Genomic DNA, 15727 nt, shown 5'->3' with positions numbered 1-15727 from the left:
GGCCAACCGGCCTGACGACAACCCTGGGCTCCTACACGGCTGAAGGGCCGTTAACCTAATTAGGGTCGTTGGGCATCGATTCTCATCGAGGCGCGGGGCGAACTTGGCGATCCGGGACCTGTAGGAGCGAGGCTTGCCCGCGATGGCGTCCGTCCAGGCGACGCAGCCCTTGAACCTTGGCCAAACCAGTCACCCAACTTGATAGCTTTGACCATTGTCCCGCGCCCCGCGCAGAGCGAGTATTTCCCTGTTGTTTACGGTTCCCCCAACCTAATAAAAACACACAGGGATTCTGGCAATGCGCGATTACTTGTCTGCTACGTCACAGTTCAATTATCAGCACACCGTCGATGCCGCGCTCACCGGATCGTTAAGCGCGCTCAATGCCTGCGTCGAGTGTTGCGACCGGCATGCCTTGCCGGGACGCATCGCGTTGTTCTGGGAAGGTCGCGATGGCAGCAGCGCGACTTACACTTTCAGTGACTTGCAGGACAAAGCTGCGCGGTTTGCCAATTTCCTGCTGGCCCAGGGCGTGAAGAAGGGCGATAAAGTCGCCGGCCTCCTGCCCCGCAACATTGAATTACTGATCACCGTGTTCGCCACCTGGCGCATCGGCGCGGTCTATCAGCCGCTGTTTACCGCCTTCGGCCCGAAAGCCATCGAACATCGCCTCAACAGCTCTGGCGCCGCAGTCGTGGTAACCGATGCCGTCAATCGCCCGAAGCTCGCTGAAGTCGCCGACTGCCCGACCATCGTCACGGTTGGCGGCCCGAAAGGCCAAGGTATTGTTCGGGGTGATTTCAGTTTCTGGGCCGAACTGGCCAACTACTCAAGCGTCTGCGAACCGGTATTGCTGACCGGCGAAGACCCGTTCCTGCTGATGTTCACCTCGGGCACCACCGGGCCGTCGAAAGCGCTGTCGGTGCCGCTCAAGGCGATCGTCGCGTTCCAGAGTTACACCCGTGACGCGGTGGACCTGCGCCCCGAAGACGCGTTCTGGAACGTCGCCGATCCGGGCTGGGCCTACGGCATCTATTTCGGCGTCACCGGGCCGATGGCGATGGGGCACCCGATTACCTTTTACGATGGCCCGTTCACCCTCGAAAGCACCTGCCGGGTGATCAACAAATACGGGATCACCAACCTCACCGGTTCGCCGACGGCCTATCGCTTGCTGATTGCCGGTGGCGATGAATTCTCTCGCTCGATCAAGGGCAAGTTGCGCATCGTCAGCAGCGCCGGCGAACCGCTGAACCCGGAAGTGATTCGCTGGTTCGCCGATAACCTCGGTGTGGTGATCCACGACCATTACGGCCAGACCGAATTGGGCATGGTTCTGTGCAATCACCACGGCCTCGAGCATCCGGTACACGTCGGCGCTGCCGGTTTCGCCTCGCCGGGCCATCGCGTGGTAGTGCTCGACGACGAATACAAAGAATTGGGCGTCGGTCAGCCAGGCATTCTGGCCATCGACCGGACCCAGTCGCCGATGTGCTGGTTTGGCGGTTACGAAGGCGTGCCAACCAAAGCCTTTGTCGGTAACTATTACCTGAGCGGCGACACCGTCGAATGGAATCCTGACGGCAGCATCAGCTTCGTCGGCCGCAGCGACGACGTGATCACCACCTCCGGCTACCGCGTCGGCCCGTTCGACGTGGAAAGCGCGTTGGTCGAACACCCGGCGGTGGTCGAAGCGGCGGTGGTCGGCAAGCCCGATCCGGAGCGCACTGAGCTGGTGAAAGCCTTCGTCGTGCTCAGCCCGCATTACCGTGGCGAACCTGCACTGGCCGAAGAGCTGCGCCAACACGTGCGCAAGCGTCTGGCGGCGCACGCGTACCCCCGTGAAATCGAATTTGTCAGCGAGTTGCCGAAAACCCCAAGCGGCAAATTGCAGCGCTTTATCTTGCGCAACCAGGAAATCGCCAAGGCTCAAGAGGCCGCCGCGAAGAACGTTTCAGCTTGAATCCAAGGAAACAATAATGCAGATCGAAAACAAGGTTTTCCTCGTCACCGGCGGTGCATCCGGCCTCGGGGCCGCCACCGCTGAAATGCTGATCGCCGCCGGCGCCAAGGTAATGCTGGTGGACCTGAACGCCGAAGCCGTCGCGGCGCAGGCTGCACGACTGGGCGCGCAAAGCGTGGTGGCCGACATCAGCAATGAAGCGGCTGCGCAAGCGGCGGTGCAGGCGACGGTCAAAGCGTTTGGTGGCCTCAATGGGCTGGTCAATTGCGCCGGTATCGTGCGTGGCGAGAAAATCCTCGGCAAGAACGGTCCGCATGCACTGGACAGTTTCAGCCAGGTGATCAACGTCAACCTGATCGGCAGTTTCAACATGCTGCGCCTGGCGGCGGCGGCGATTGCCGACACCGAAGCCGATGAAGATGGCGAGCGTGGTGTGATCATCAACACCGCCTCGGCGGCGGCCTTCGACGGCCAGATCGGTCAGGCCGCGTATTCGGCTTCGAAAGGTGCGATCGTCAGCCTGACCTTGCCCGCCGCCCGTGAACTGGCGCGCTTCGGCATCCGCGTGATGACCATCGCTCCCGGCATTTTCGAAACGCCGATGATGGCCGGCATGACCCCGGAAGTTCGCCAGTCTCTGGCCGCAGGTGTGCCATTCCCGCCGCGTCTGGGCAAGCCGGGCGAGTACGCCGCGCTGGTCAGGCATATCATAGAAAACAGCATGCTCAACGGCGAGGTGATCCGTCTCGACGGTGCCTTGCGCATGGCCGCCAAATAAGGAGGATTTGTCATGACACTTTCCAACGACCCGATTGTTATTGTCAGCGCCGTCCGTACCCCGATGGGCGGTTTTCAGGGCGAACTGAAGAGCTTGACCGCACCGCAGTTGGGTGCCGCAGCGATTCGTGCGGCCGTCGAACGCGCCGGTATCGCCCCTGAAGCCGTAGAAGAAGTGCTGTTCGGCTGCGTGCTCTCCGCCGGCCTCGGCCAGGCGCCGGCGCGGCAAGCGGCGCTGGGTGCCGGGCTGGATAAATCGACCCGTTGCACGACACTGAACAAGATGTGCGGCTCGGGCATGGAAGCCACGATTCTGGCTCACGACAAGCTGATCGCCGGAAGTGCCGATGTGGTCGTCGCCGGGGGCATGGAAAGCATGTCCAACGCGCCATACCTGCTGGACCGCGCCCGCAGCGGTTACCGCATGGGCCATGGCCGGGTGCTCGATCATATGTTCCTCGATGGCCTGGAAGATGCCTACGACAAGGGGCGCCTGATGGGCACCTTCGCCGAGGATTGCGCTGAAACCAACGGCTTTACCCGCGAAGCTCAGGACGCGTTTGCCGTCGCTTCGACCACCCGCGCTCAACAGGCGATCAAGGACGGCAGTTTCACCGCCGAGATCGTGCCGCTTACCGTGACCGTCGGCAAAGAGCAGGTGCTGATCAGCCACGACGAACAACCGCCAAAAGCCAAACTGGACAAGATCGCCTCGCTGAAACCGGCGTTCCGCGACGGTGGCACCGTGACCGCGGCGAACTCCAGTTCGATTTCCGACGGCGCGGCGGCATTGGTGTTGATGCGCCGTTCAGAAGCCGAGAAACAAGGCCTGAAACCGCTGGCAGTGATTCACGGTCATGCCGCGTTTGCCGACACGCCGGGGCTGTTTCCGGTGGCACCGGTGGGCGCGATCAATAAGCTGATGAAGAAAACCGGCTGGTCTCTGGACGAAGTCGAATTATTTGAAGTTAATGAAGCGTTCGCGGTGGTGAGTCTGGTGACCATGACCAGGCTGGAAATCCCCCACGAGAAGATCAACGTCCACGGCGGTGCCTGCGCGTTGGGTCACCCGATTGGTGCATCCGGTGCGCGGATCCTCGTGACTTTGCTCTCGGCCTTGCGCCAGAAAGGTTTGAAACGCGGTGTTGCAGCGATCTGCATCGGCGGCGGCGAAGCCACGGCCATGGCTGTGGAATGCCTGTACTGAAACTGACGCTATCCCATTGTGGGAGCGCGGGCCTTGTGGCGAGGGGGCTTGCCCCCGTTTGGGCTGCGCAGCGGCCCCAATAATCTGCGAGCGCTGCGCACTCGAACGGGGGCAAGCCCCCTCGCCACAAGGCGCTCCCACAGGTTCAGCGTATCAACCAGGCATTTTGTGCGTTAGGCTCATTTTTAAGGACTTGGCATGATTCCCAATGACGAACAACTTCAGATCAGCGACGCGGCCCGGCAGTTTGCCCAGGAACGGCTGAAACCGTTCGCCGCCGAATGGGACCGCGAACACCGCTTCCCCAAGGAGGCCATCGGCGAGATGGCCGACCTGGGCTTCTTCGGCATGCTGGTGCCGGAGCAGTGGGGCGGTTGCGACACCGGTTACCTGGCGTACGCCATGGCGCTGGAAGAAATTGCTGCGGGTGATGGCGCCTGCTCGACCATCATGAGCGTGCACAACTCGGTGGGTTGCGTGCCGATCCTCAAGTTCGGCAACGACGAGCAGAAAGAGCGCTTCCTCAAGCCACTGGCCAGCGGCGCGATGCTCGGTGCGTTTGCCCTGACCGAACCGCAAGCCGGTTCTGATGCCAGCAGCTTGAAAACCCGGGCTCGGCTGGATGGCGATCACTACGTGCTCAACGGCTGCAAGCAGTTCATCACTTCCGGGCAAAACGCCGGGGTGGTGATTGTGTTTGCAGTGACTGACCCGAGTGCCGGCAAGCGCGGCATCACGGCGTTGATCGTGCCGACCGATTCACCGGGTTATAAAGTCGCGCGAGTCGAAGACAAGCTCGGTCAGCACGCCTCAGACACCTGCCAGATCCTCTTCGAGGATGTGAAAGTCCCGGTGGCCAATCGACTGGGCGAGGAGGGCGAAGGCTACAAGATCGCCCTGGCCAACCTGGAAGGCGGTCGTGTCGGCATCGCCTCGCAATCGGTGGGCATGGCCCGCGCCGCATTTGAAGCGGCCCGCGACTATGCTCGTGAACGCGAGAGCTTCGGCAAGCCGATCATCGAACACCAGGCGGTGGCCTTCCGGTTAGCGGACATGGCCACCCAGATCGCCGTCGCCCGGCAGATGGTGCATTACGCGGCGGCGTTGCGCGACAGCGGTAAACCGGCGCTGGTCGAAGCGTCCATGGCCAAGCTGTTCGCTTCGGAAATGGCCGAGAAGGTTTGCTCGTCGGCGTTGCAAACCCTTGGCGGTTACGGTTACCTGAACGACTTCCCGCTGGAGCGGATCTACCGCGACGTGCGGGTGTGCCAGATCTATGAAGGCACCAGCGATATTCAGCGCATGGTCATTTCGCGCAATCTTTGAGAAGGAGTCCACCTATGAGCTACGAAACGATTTTGCTGGAAACCCACGGCCGCGTCGGTCTGATTACCCTCAACCGTCCGCAAGCCTTGAATGCATTGAATGCGCAAATTGTCAGCGAACTGAACCATGCCCTTGATGGCCTGGAAGCCGATTCGAACATCGGTTGCATCGTGCTGACCGGCTCGAAAAAAGCCTTCGCCGCCGGTGCCGACATCAAGGAAATGGCGGAGCTTACGTATCCGCAGATCTACCTCGATGACCTGTTCAGCGACAGCGATCGCGTGGCCAACCGACGCAAGCCGATCATCGCTGCGGTCAGCGGTTTCGCTTTGGGCGGTGGTTGTGAACTGGCGTTGATGTGCGACTTCATCCTGGCGGGCGACAACGCCAAGTTCGGTCAGCCGGAAATCAACCTCGGCGTGTTGCCGGGCATGGGCGGCACCCAGCGCCTGACCCGTGCGGTGGGCAAGGCCAAGGCCATGGAAATGTGCCTGAGCGGTCGTTTGATCGATGCGGTGGAAGCGGAACGTTGCGGCATTGTTGCGCGCATCGTGCCGGCGGACGAGTTATTGGAAGAAGCGCTGAAAGTCGCGGCACTGATTGCCAGGAAGTCGCTGCCGATTGCGATGATGGTCAAGGAAAGCGTCAATCGCGCCTTTGAAGTCAGCCTGTCGGAAGGCGTGCGCTTTGAGCGCCGGGTGTTCCATGCGGCGTTTGCCACGCAGGATCAGAAGGAAGGGATGGCGGCGTTTATTGCCAAGCGTGAGGCCGAGTTTCAAGGCAAGTAATACAACGTTCTGATTGACGCCATCGCGAGCAGGCTCGCTCCCACAAGGGATCTCATGAACACTGGAGATCCACTGTGGGAGCGAGCCTGCTCGCGATGCTTTCACCGATCGTTCCCACGCTCTGCGTGGGAATGCCGCCCGGGACGCTCCGCGTCCCTTCGCAAACGTGACGCAGAGCGTCACAGGATGCATTCCCACGCGGAGCGTGGGAACGATCTTGTTAGACCAGGTAGTGCTTGAGCTCCCGGGCAATCACCATCCGCTGTATCTCGCTCGACCCTTCATAAATCTGCGTGATCCGCGCATCCCGGTAGTAACGCTCCACCGGGTAGTCTTCCAGGTAGCCATACCCGCCATGAATCTGTATCGCCGAGGAGCAAACCTTCTCGGCCATTTCCGAGGCAAACAGCTTGGCCTGTGAAGCCTCCGACAGACACGGTTTGCCAGCACTGCGCAACCGTGCGGCATGCAGGATCAGCAAGCGCGCCGCGTTCAAGCGGGTGTGCATGTCGGCCAGCATGTTGGCGATGCTTTGGTGCTCGATGATCGGCTTGTCGAACTGCACCCGATCCCGCGCATAAACCAGCGCCGCTTCGAACGCTGCCCGGGCGATGCCCAAGGCTTGCGCGGCGATGCCGATGCGGCCGCCTTCGAGGTTGGAGAGGGCGATGGCCAGGCCTTTGCCACGTTCGCCCAGCAAATTAGCTTGGGGAACCGTGCAATTGTTCAGGGTCACGGCGCAGGTGTCGGAAGCGCGGATGCCCATCTTGTGTTCACTGCGATCGACAATGAAACCCGCGGTTTCGGTCGGCACAAGAAACGCCGAAATGCCGCGCTTGCCCAGCTCCGGATCGGTCACGGCAAACACAATCGCCAGTTTCGCCCGTTTGCCGTTGCTGACGAATTGCTTGGCGCCGTTGATCACCCACTGGCCGTCGCGCAATTCGGCGCGGGTACGCAGGTTATGCGCCTCGGACCCGGCCTGGGGTTCGGTAAGGCAGAAGCAGCCGATGGCCTGGCCGCTGGCGAGATCCGGCAGCCATTGCTGTTTTTGCTCTTCGGTGCCGTAGTTGAGCACCGGCCCGCAGCCCACGGAATTGTGGATGCTCATCAGCGCACCGGTGGCGCCGTCACCGGCGGAAATCTCTTCCACCGCCAAGGCGTAGGCGACGTAGTCGACATAAGTACCGCCCCATTCCTCGGGCACCACCATGCCCAGCAGACCCAGTTCACCCATCTTCGCCACCAGACCGTCATCGATCCAGCCGGCCTTTTCCCAGGCTTGTGCGTGGGGCGCAATTTCGCCGCGGGCAAAATCCCGGGCCATGTCGCGGATCATGACTTGCTCTTCGCTCAATTCGATATCGTGCATGGCTCAGCTCCAGCTTGGGTCGAACCCGGTGAAAAAACTCGCCACGTGCCCGGCGTCCAGCGCCTGCAGAGTCGGCGGATTCCAGCGCGGGTTCTTGTCTTTATCGATCAACAAGGCGCGCACGCCTTCAATCAGATCGCCGCGTTCGAACCACTGGCGATCCAGATGCAACTCGAGGGCGAAGCACTGTTCCAGGCTCAACTGCCGACCCCGTCGCAGCATTTCCAAAGTCACGCCCATGGCCAGCGGCGAACGGCTTTCGAGCAGGTCGGCGGTGGCCGTGGCCCACTCATGAGTGTCGGCGACGGTCACTGCACGCAGTTGTTCCACCATACTCGGCACATCGGGCAGGGCGAAGAAGTGATCGATGGCCGGCCGCAACGCCGCCAGGGGCGCTACCGGTAATTGCTGCACGGCGAGTTTGGCCAGCACGCCTTGCAGGTCCTTGAGTGGCGTGTCGTGCCATTGGAGGTGATCAAGTTGCTCGTCCAGCGCGCTCAGGCTGGCGCTTTCCAGATACCAGTCGGCCAGGCCGCAATAGAGCGCATCGGCGGCACGAATCTGCACGCCGCTGACCCCCAGATAAATGCCCAGCTCACCGGGGATGCGCGGCAGGAAGTAGCTGCCGCCAACGTCCGGGAAATAACCGATGGCCACTTCCGGCATCGCCAGGCGACTGCGTTCGGTGACCACCCGCAAATCGGCGCCTTGCACCAGGCCCATGCCACCGCCCAGCACAAAGCCGTCCATCAAGGCCAGGACCGGTTTGCGATAGTGATGGAGGGCAAGGTCGAGGGCGTACTCTTCGACGAAGAAGTCCTCGTGCAGGGTATCGCCGTTTTTGAAACTGTCGTACAGCGAACGAATATCGCCGCCGGCACAGAAAGCTTTCTCACCTGCGCCGCGCAACACCACTGCGTTTACCTGCGGATCTTCGGCCCATGCATCCAGGTGCTGTTGCAGGCTGCGAACCATGTCCAGGGTAATGGCGTTGAGGCCGGCGGGGCGATTGAGGGTGAGGTGACCGATGTGATTGCGAACCTCGGCCAACACCTCGTTTTGCGTGGCATCCATGGACTGTGTGGTCGGGGATGAAACTTGAGCAGTCATCACTAACTCCCTGCTTTTATTGTTCTTTATAGAGGCTCGCGCGCGAGCGATGCTGGATCGTATCAGTGCAAATTTGTGATGTACAACCGGGATACGTGCAGGTGCTGTTTGCATTTTTGTGATGTCGGGCGCGAATGTATTCCTCAAAACGCACAGGTACGGGCGCTCACGACCGATTCGGCTGTGAAAACCACCTTATCAGCGTAATAGGGGGGTCTGCATCGGTCCTAACGACACCTGCCGCCGAGCTTCTGTTGGCATTCTGGACGCGGGTTTGAAACCTTGTGTCGAGGGGTTTCGGCCAGGTGCCGGTCTGTAACAAGCACCCTGTGCAAAACAATAAGAACGCTGTTGCGGTGTGAACCGCATCGACTCTCTGTTCCTGCCCATAAAGGTGGCCTGGTTAGCCCGGCCGCGATAATTCCAAATAAATCGGGATTCAAGAAGATGAAGACTAGATGGCTGAGCGTATCGCTACTGGCATTGCTGTGCTGTTCCACGGTTGCCAGCGCCAAGGAGTGGAAAGAGCTGCGATTCGGCGTCAACCCCAGTTACCCGCCTTTTGAATCCACCACCGCCGATGGCGGCGTGCAGGGGTTTGGCGTGGACTTGGGCAATGCAATCTGTGCCGAGCTTAAGTTGAAGTGCGTGTGGATCAGTAATGACTTCGATGGGTTGATCCCAGCCCTGAAGGCAGGAAAGTTCGACGCCATCGAGTCCTCGATGACCGTCACCGATGCGCGCAAAAAACAAATCGACTTTACCAATCGCCTGTATGCCGGGCCGACCGCCATCGTCACCCGCAAGGACTCCGGCCTGTTGCCCACAGCCGAATCGCTGCGAGGCAAGACCATCGGTTACATGCAGGGCACCATCCAGGAAACCTACGCCAAGGCCAAATTGGGACCGGGCGGGGTGAAATTGCGCGCTTATCAGAACCAGGACCAGGTTTACGCCGACCTGGTTTTCGGGCGTCTCGATGCGTCGATCCAGGACAAGCTGCAAGCGCAGATGAGCTTTCTGATGTCTCCCCAAGGGGCGGATTTCCAGAACAGCGAAGGCATCAGCGACCCGTTGGTGCCTTCGGAAATCGCCATCGGCATCCGCAAGGACAACGAAGAGCTCAAAGGCATGCTCAATGCCGCCATCAAGGCCCTGCATGAAAAGGGCATCTACGCACAGATCCAGCAGAAGCATTTCGGCGATCTGGACCTCTACAACAACTGATCCTCGCGCCCCGAGCGCTGCGCCCTGACAACAGGCGCAGCGCTTGCAAACGGGCGCCTCAAGACAGGTGACTGGCGTGAATTCCTTTCTGAATCTGATCGGGGTCGATCTTTCGTCCCTGCAAGGCTATGGCCCTTTGTTGCTGCATGGCACCTGGGTCACTCTCAAATTATCGGCGCTGTCGCTGCTGGTGAGCATGGCCTTGGGGCTGCTCGGCGCGGCGGCCAAGCTGTCGCCGCTGAAACTGTTGAACCTGCCCGCGACCTTCTACACGACCCTGATTCGCGGGGTGCCTGACCTGGTGCTGATGCTGCTGATTTTCTACAGCTTGCAGGGCTGGCTGAGCAGCCTGACCGAAGCGATGAACTGGCCTTACATGGAAATCGATCCGTTTGTGGCCGGGGTCATCACTCTGGGCTTCATCTACGGCGCGTATTTCACCGAGACTTTTCGCGGGGCAATCATGAGCGTGCCGCGCGGCCAGCAGGAAGCCGCCGCGTGCTTTGGTCTGAACCGCTGGCAGCGGTTTCGCTTCGTGGTGTTCCCGCAAATGATGCGGTTCGCCTTGCCGAGCCTGGGCAACAACTGGCTGGTATTGCTCAAGGCCACGGCGCTGGTGTCGATCATCGGTTTGTCGGACCTGGTCAAAGTCGCGCAGGAAGCCGGTAAAAGTACCTTCAACATGCTCGATTTCCTGCTGCTGGCGGGGGCGCTGTACCTGCTGATCACCAGCGCGTCGAACTACGTCTTGCGAGTGCTCGAGCGGCGTTATAACCAGGGCGTTCGGGGGATGGCGCGATGATCGAGTTGATTGCCGAATACTGGAAACCCTTTCTGTTCAGCGACGGCTACAGCCTCACCGGCTTGGCAATGACCTTGTGGCTGCTGGTGGCGAGCATCGTGATGGGGTTCTTCCTGTCGTTGCCAATGGCGATTATGCGCACTTCGCGCTGGGGCCTGCTGCGCTGGCCGGTCCAGCTGTTCACGTATGTGTTTCGCGGCACACCGCTGTATATCCAGTTGCTGATTTGCTACAGCGGGATCTACGGCATCGCCGTGGTCCGCTCGCAACCGTTGCTCGAAGCGTTCTTTCGCGATGCGATGAACTGCACCTTGCTGGCGTTCACGCTCAACACCTGTGCCTACACCGTGGAAATCTTCGCCGGGGCGATCCGCAGCATTCCTTACGGGGAGATCGAAGCGGCCCATGCCTATGGCTTGAGCGGCTGGCGCCTGTACTTGCGGCTGATCCTGCCTTCGGCATTGCGCCGGGCGCTGCCGTATTACAGCAACGAAGTGATCCTGATGTTGCATGCCACGTCGGTGGCGTTCACCGCGACCATTCCCGACATTCTAAAAGTCGCCCGGGACGCCAATGCCGCGACCTTCATGACGTTTCAGGCCTTCGGTATTGCCGGCCTGCTGTACCTCGCACTGTCATTCGGCCTGGTCGGTGCGTTTCGTCTGGCGGAGAAGCGCTGGTTGAGCTTCCTCGGGCCGGCGCACTAATTCCTCTTTTCATCCAGAGCAGCGCCCAAGCACGCGCTGCTGGAGACTTACGCATGTACAAACTCACGGTTGAAAATCTGTATAAACGTTTTGGTGACAATGAAGTGCTCAAGGGCGTCTCGTTGAACGCACGGGCTGGCGATGTAGTGAGCATGATCGGTGCCAGCGGTTCGGGTAAAAGCACCATGCTGCGTTGCATCAATTTTCTGGAGCGGGCGGACGAAGGCGCGATTGTGCTGGACGGTGAGCGAGTCATCACTCGCCCAGGCGCAGGCGGCATGCGAGTCGCCAACCCGGCGCAGTTGCAGCGCTTGCGCACACGCCTGGCGATGGTGTTCCAGCATTTCAATCTGTGGAGCCATCTGACCGTGCTGGAAAACATCATACTGGCGCCGTGTCGGGTGCTGGGTGTCAGCCGCAAGGCCGCCGAAGAGAGCGCGCGGGCGTATCTGGACAAGGTCGGTTTGCCACAACGGGTGGCCGATCAATACCCGGCGTTTCTGTCCGGCGGGCAACAACAGCGCGTGGCGATTGCCCGGGCGTTGGCCGTGGAACCGGAGATTCTGTTGTTCGACGAGCCGACCTCGGCCCTCGATCCGGAACTGGTGGGCGAGGTGTTGAAGGTGATTCAGGCGCTGGCCGAAGAAGGCCGGACCATGTTGATGGTGACCCATGAAATGGGCTTTGCCCGGCAAGTCTCCAGCCAGGTGCTGTTCCTGCATCAGGGGCGGGTCGAAGAGCAAGGTGATGCAACCATCCTCGACCAGCCAAAGAGTGAACGTTTACAGCAATTCCTATCGGGTCGTTTGAAGTGAGGCAAGACGTACATGGCGGATATCCGCGATCTGTCGATCGTGCTTGATCGTATCGATCAGGCAATTATCGAAGTGCTGCGCCACGAAGGGCGCATTACTTATCAAAAGCTTTCCGAGCGCGTACACCTCACGCCCAGGCCGTGCCTGGAGCGGGTGCGCAAACTCGAACAGCTCGGGGTTATCCGTGGTTACGGGGCTATTCTCGACGAAAAGAAACTGACGCCGGGCCTGTCGCTGCTGGTGTTGGTTGCACTGTCGAACCAAAGCGGGCGGGCAGCGCAAAAAGCTTTTGAGGCCAAGGTTCGTGGCTGTCCAGAGGTGCTGGAATGCCGTTTGATCAGCGGTGCGTTCGACTACAGCCTGCGCATGCGTTGCCGGGACATGGAGCATTATCGGGTGCTGACCGAAGTCTGGTTTGACGACCCGGAGTTGCACATCGACAAACTGGTCAGCCATCCGGAATTGGCGATGGTCAAGACCACCATGGGATAACCGCTGCTTCGTAGCAGCTACCGAGCCCGCGAGGCTGCGTTCGAGGATGAAGTCCTCGTCAATCCGCTGTGCGCGATTTGTCTGAACCACCGCGTTGCATGGTTTGACGACGGCTGCGCCGCCGAACGCAGCCTCGCGGGCTCGGCAGCTGCTACAGACCCTCGCCGAATCGGCTGGGCCACCCACGATTTTCAGCCGTTTCCATCACCTCCCATTCCCCTAACAACCGGGTTTTTCCCGGCTCTGAACAGACAATGAGCACCTCTCAACCCTCATTGAATCTGTGCCCATGCAAACCACCAATACCGTTTTGATGATTCGCCCGACACGTTTCTCGTTCAATCAGGACACGGCGGCAAACAACCGTTTCCAGCGCCCGGCCGATGTGTCCGAGGACGTGCAGCTCAAGGCCTTGCAAGAGTTCGATGGCTACGTCGCCGCGCTGCGCAGCCACGGCGTCGAAGTGCTGGTGCATAACGACCTCGAAGCCCCGCACACCCCCGATTCGATCTTTCCCAACAACTGGTGGAGCAGCCATCCTGACGGCACGTTGGTGCTGTACCCGATGCAAGGCCATAACCGGCGCCTGGAGCGCGATAAAGGGGTGCTCGACTGGCTGCGGGACGAGTACCACGTCGAGCAGTTGCTGGACCTTTCCAGCCTCGAACAGCAGGAAGTGTTCCTCGAAGGCACCGGCAGCATGGTGCTGGATCGACAGCAGCGGGTTTGTTACGCCGGCTATTCCACACGCACCCACGCTCGGGCGCTGGACCAACTGGTCGATCATTTGGGTTACGAGCTGTGCGCCTTCAACGCAGTGGACCGTCAGGGCGTGGCGATCTATCACACCAACGTGATGATGAGTGTCGGCACGCGGCTGGCGATTGCGTGCCTGGCCTCCGTCACCCATCCGGGCGAACGTCTGGCCCTGCGTAAACGTCTGGAAGATAGCGGTAAAGAAGTGATCGCGCTGGACTGGGCGCAGCTGGAATCGTTCGCCGGCAACATGCTGGAAGTCCACAACGCCGCGGGCGAATCCTTGTTGGTGATGTCGCGTACCGCCTGGCAATCGCTGAATGCTGGTCAGCGCCGTTTGATCGAATCACACAGCACGCCGCTGCCGGTGAATATCGACACCATTGAACGCATCGGCGGCGGCAGCGCCCGCTGCATGTTGGCCGAAGTGTACCTATCGAAACGTCAGTCCAAACCTGCCCAGGAGCCAATGCAATGATTGTCCGTCCCGCAACACCGGCAGATTTGCCGGCCCTGTTAGCCCTGGCCCATAGCGCCGGAACCGGTTTGACCACCTTGCCAGCCGATGCGGCGCGTTTGAGCCAACGCCTGGAATGGGCGGCGAAAACCTTTGCAGGCGAGGCCGAGCGCGGCGATGCCGACTACCTGTTCGTGCTGGAAAACGATCAGCAGCAAGCGGTCGGTATTTGCGCGTTGGCAGGCGCTGTCGGTTTGCGCGAGCCCTGGTACAACTATCGACTGGGCCTGTTTGTTGCCGCGTCGAAAAACCTCGGGATCAATCAGCAACTGCCGACGTTGTTCCTGGGCAATGACATGACCGGCCACTCGGAACTGTGTTCGCTGTTTTTGCATGCCGATCACCGCAGCGGTCTGAATGGTCGCTTGTTGTCGAAGGCACGTTTCCTGTTTCTGGCAGAGTTTCGCCAGCACTTCGGTGACAAGGTGATCGCGGAGATGCGGGGCTATTCGGACGAAGACGGTATTTCACCGTTCTGGGAAGGTCTGGGGCGGCACTTCTTCAAGATGAATTTCGCTGACGCCGACTACCTCACAGGCCTTGGCAACAAAACCTTCATCGCTGAACTGATGCCCAAGTTTCCGCTGCCGACCTGCCTGTTGCCTGAGGCGGCGCGAGCGGTCATTGGGCGCGTGCACCCCAACACCGAACCGGCACTGGGCATGCTCAAGGCAGAAGGGTTCGAGCATCGTGATTACATCGATATCTTTGACGGCGGGCCGCTGATCGAATGCGCCACGGGCGACATCCGTGCGGTGCGCGACAGTCAGGTGCTGCAACTGAGCATCGGCACACCGGGAGAGCAGGCGGCGACGTACCTGATCCACAACCGCCAGTTTGCCGAATGCCGGATTACCGCTGCTCCCGCACGCGTTGCCGCCGGGACCTTGATCGTCGATGCGCAAACGGCGAAAACGTTGGGCTTGAGTGCCGGGTCGTCGGTGCGCGCGGTGAGCCTGGCAGTGCCGGCGCGCCAGCAGTCTGCTGCATAGTGAAACCCTGTGGCGAAATGCGACTGTAGCAGCTGCCGAGCCTGCGAGGCTGCGTTCGGCGGCGAAGCCGTCGTGAAGTCAGGCTATGCGGTGTTTCGGGAGAACCGCGTATACAGGATTGACGACGGCTTCGCCGCCGAACGCAGCCTCGCAGGCTCGGCAGCTGCTACAAGGTGTCAGGTTCTGCTGCTCAGCACTTCACCAATACTACGGCGCTTGGCATGCAGCTCGCTGGCATGGATCAATTGTTCGAGGTCTTCGGGAGTGACGTCGTAGAAGGCCTCCATCTCGGCGAGGGCCAGTTTCAGATCCGCGGCAGTGATCGCCTGACTGTCGGGGAGGGGCATCATCGGCGCCGGTTCAGTGGGGCGTTTGGGATAACGAATGCGCGTCAGATTGTTGTACGCCAATGCGCTGAGCAGCATCGTCGAGGCACTGAGCATCACCGGACCGAGGGCTTTCCACTCCAGGGCGATGGTCGCCGGGTCTGCCACCACCATAAGCAACGCCAAGGCACCGGCCGGTGGATGCAAACAACGCAACCAACACATCAGAATCAGTGCCATGCCCGCCGCCAGGCAAGCGCTGCCGAGGGTGCGTCCGAGCACATGAGCGACCAGCAGCGAGACCACGCCCGCACACAGGTAGCCGCCAAGAATCGACCACGGCTGGGCAAGCGCGCCTGAGGACACGGCGAACAACAGCACCGCCGAAGCGCCCAGTGGCCCGATCAGATGCAGCGCCACTTGCATGCCGAATACCTGACTGCAGACCCAGACGCTGAACATCGTGCCCAGTGACATGCCGATGGCGGCGCGGCTCCATTCTGAAGGGCGGGTGTTGATGGCGGCAGGTAACCAGCGAGCAAACATGAGG

15 protein-coding genes are annotated in these 15727 nt (G+C 60.6%); 12 read left to right on the top strand and 3 right to left on the bottom strand.

The annotated features are described in order from the left end of the window. Positions 1-298: 298 nt before the first annotated feature. The 5 genes from BZL43_RS20650 to BZL43_RS20630 all read left to right on the top strand — a co-directional run bounded on the left by BZL43_RS20650 (position 299) and on the right by BZL43_RS20630 (position 6061). Positions 299-1963, top strand: a complete 1665-nt coding sequence (locus tag BZL43_RS20650; protein WP_095634012.1) for an AMP-binding protein — start codon at positions 299-301, stop codon at positions 1961-1963. Positions 1964-1979: 16 nt separating this feature from the next. Continuing rightward, the gene (locus tag BZL43_RS20645; protein WP_095634011.1) at positions 1980-2741 is read left to right on the top strand and encodes an SDR family NAD(P)-dependent oxidoreductase; all 762 of its coding nucleotides are present in this window, start codon (positions 1980-1982) and stop codon (positions 2739-2741) included. Between the two features lie 12 nt (positions 2742-2753). Continuing rightward, positions 2754-3947 carry an acetyl-CoA C-acyltransferase gene (locus BZL43_RS20640; RefSeq protein WP_095634010.1) on the top strand — a complete coding sequence of 398 codons (1194 nt, stop codon included), beginning with the start codon at positions 2754-2756 and terminating at the stop codon, positions 3945-3947. 198 nt (positions 3948-4145) lie between these two features. After that, entirely contained in the window at positions 4146-5273 is a 1128-nt protein-coding gene (locus BZL43_RS20635; protein WP_095634009.1) for an acyl-CoA dehydrogenase, read from the top strand. A 14-nt stretch (positions 5274-5287) separates the two neighbouring features. After that, positions 5288-6061: an enoyl-CoA hydratase gene (locus BZL43_RS20630; RefSeq protein WP_095634008.1), complete on the top strand. Its 774-nt coding sequence runs from the start codon at positions 5288-5290 to the stop codon at positions 6059-6061. 220 nt (positions 6062-6281) lie between these two features. On the opposite strand, the gene BZL43_RS20625 is transcribed toward BZL43_RS20630, so the two are convergent. Both BZL43_RS20625 and BZL43_RS20620 read right to left on the bottom strand, forming a co-directional pair. Beyond that, complete coding sequence (locus tag BZL43_RS20625) at positions 6282-7433, bottom strand: acyl-CoA dehydrogenase family protein (RefSeq protein WP_095634007.1); 1152 nt, start codon at positions 7431-7433, stop codon at positions 6282-6284. A gap of 3 nt (positions 7434-7436) precedes the next feature. Continuing rightward, entirely contained in the window at positions 7437-8543 is a 1107-nt protein-coding gene (locus tag BZL43_RS20620) for an enoyl-CoA hydratase/isomerase family protein (RefSeq protein ID WP_095634006.1), read from the bottom strand. 447 nt (positions 8544-8990) lie between these two features. On the opposite strand from BZL43_RS20620, the gene BZL43_RS20615 reads away from it, so the two are divergent. The 7 genes from BZL43_RS20615 (at position 8991) to astA (ending at position 14851) form a co-directional block, all read left to right on the top strand. After that, positions 8991-9770, top strand: a complete 780-nt coding sequence (locus BZL43_RS20615) for a transporter substrate-binding domain-containing protein (protein WP_095634005.1) — start codon at positions 8991-8993, stop codon at positions 9768-9770. 76 nt (positions 9771-9846) lie between these two features. Next, positions 9847-10572, top strand: coding sequence for an ABC transporter permease (locus BZL43_RS20610; protein WP_095634004.1), 726 nt, complete (start codon positions 9847-9849; stop codon positions 10570-10572). Further along, complete coding sequence (locus BZL43_RS20605; protein ID WP_095634003.1) at positions 10569-11279, top strand: ABC transporter permease; 711 nt, start codon at positions 10569-10571, stop codon at positions 11277-11279. Before BZL43_RS20610 ends, BZL43_RS20605 begins: the two co-directional genes overlap by 4 nt. Positions 11280-11332: 53 nt before the next feature. Further along, positions 11333-12094, top strand: a complete 762-nt coding sequence (locus tag BZL43_RS20600) for an ABC transporter ATP-binding protein (RefSeq protein WP_007900193.1) — start codon at positions 11333-11335, stop codon at positions 12092-12094. Between the two features lie 12 nt (positions 12095-12106). Beyond that, on the top strand, positions 12107-12586 hold the full coding sequence (locus BZL43_RS20595) for an Lrp/AsnC family transcriptional regulator (RefSeq protein WP_095634002.1): 480 nt from the start codon (positions 12107-12109) through the stop codon (positions 12584-12586). A 289-nt stretch (positions 12587-12875) separates the two neighbouring features. Further along, a complete protein-coding gene (ctlX, locus tag BZL43_RS20590; RefSeq protein WP_095634001.1) occupies positions 12876-13820 on the top strand; it encodes a citrulline utilization hydrolase CtlX in 945 nt (314 codons plus the stop codon). Next, a complete protein-coding gene (astA, locus tag BZL43_RS20585; RefSeq protein ID WP_095634000.1) occupies positions 13817-14851 on the top strand; it encodes an arginine N-succinyltransferase in 1035 nt (344 codons plus the stop codon). Before ctlX ends, astA begins: the two co-directional genes overlap by 4 nt. Before the next feature lie 176 nt (positions 14852-15027). Here the strand turns inward: astA and BZL43_RS20580 are convergent, their stop codons facing one another. After that, a complete protein-coding gene (locus BZL43_RS20580; RefSeq protein ID WP_095633999.1) occupies positions 15028-15723 on the bottom strand; it encodes an HPP family protein in 696 nt (231 codons plus the stop codon). Positions 15724-15727 lie beyond the last annotated feature (4 nt).

The organism is Pseudomonas sp. PICF141, assembly GCF_002286815.1.
Taxonomy (GTDB): Bacteria; Pseudomonadota; Gammaproteobacteria; order Pseudomonadales; family Pseudomonadaceae; genus Aquipseudomonas.
The sequence above is the reverse complement of the archived record's forward strand: the minus strand, read 5'-3'. Positions and strand labels throughout refer to the sequence as shown.

Bases quoted from the DNA above. Each gene is read 5' to 3' on its own strand.
- BZL43_RS20650 (WP_095634012.1), top strand. From the start codon at position 299: ATGCGCGATTACTTGTCTGCTACGTCACAGTTCAATTATCAGCACACC.
- BZL43_RS20645 (WP_095634011.1), top strand. From the start codon at position 1,980: ATGCAGATCGAAAACAAGGTTTTCCTCGTCACCGGCGGTGCATCCGGC.
- BZL43_RS20640 (WP_095634010.1), top strand. From the start codon at position 2,754: ATGACACTTTCCAACGACCCGATTGTTATTGTCAGCGCCGTCCGTACC.
- BZL43_RS20635 (WP_095634009.1), top strand. From the start codon at position 4,146: ATGATTCCCAATGACGAACAACTTCAGATCAGCGACGCGGCCCGGCAG.
- BZL43_RS20630 (WP_095634008.1), top strand. From the start codon at position 5,288: ATGAGCTACGAAACGATTTTGCTGGAAACCCACGGCCGCGTCGGTCTG.
- BZL43_RS20625 (WP_095634007.1), bottom strand. From the start codon at position 7,433: ATGCACGATATCGAATTGAGCGAAGAGCAAGTCATGATCCGCGACATG.
- BZL43_RS20620 (WP_095634006.1), bottom strand. From the start codon at position 8,543: ATGACTGCTCAAGTTTCATCCCCGACCACACAGTCCATGGATGCCACG.
- BZL43_RS20615 (WP_095634005.1), top strand. From the start codon at position 8,991: ATGAAGACTAGATGGCTGAGCGTATCGCTACTGGCATTGCTGTGCTGT.
- BZL43_RS20605 (WP_095634003.1), top strand. From the start codon at position 10,569: ATGATCGAGTTGATTGCCGAATACTGGAAACCCTTTCTGTTCAGCGAC.
- BZL43_RS20600 (WP_007900193.1), top strand. From the start codon at position 11,333: ATGTACAAACTCACGGTTGAAAATCTGTATAAACGTTTTGGTGACAAT.
- BZL43_RS20595 (WP_095634002.1), top strand. From the start codon at position 12,107: ATGGCGGATATCCGCGATCTGTCGATCGTGCTTGATCGTATCGATCAG.
- ctlX (WP_095634001.1), top strand. From the start codon at position 12,876: ATGCAAACCACCAATACCGTTTTGATGATTCGCCCGACACGTTTCTCG.
- astA (WP_095634000.1), top strand. From the start codon at position 13,817: ATGATTGTCCGTCCCGCAACACCGGCAGATTTGCCGGCCCTGTTAGCC.
- BZL43_RS20580 (WP_095633999.1), bottom strand. From the start codon at position 15,723: ATGTTTGCTCGCTGGTTACCTGCCGCCATCAACACCCGCCCTTCAGAA.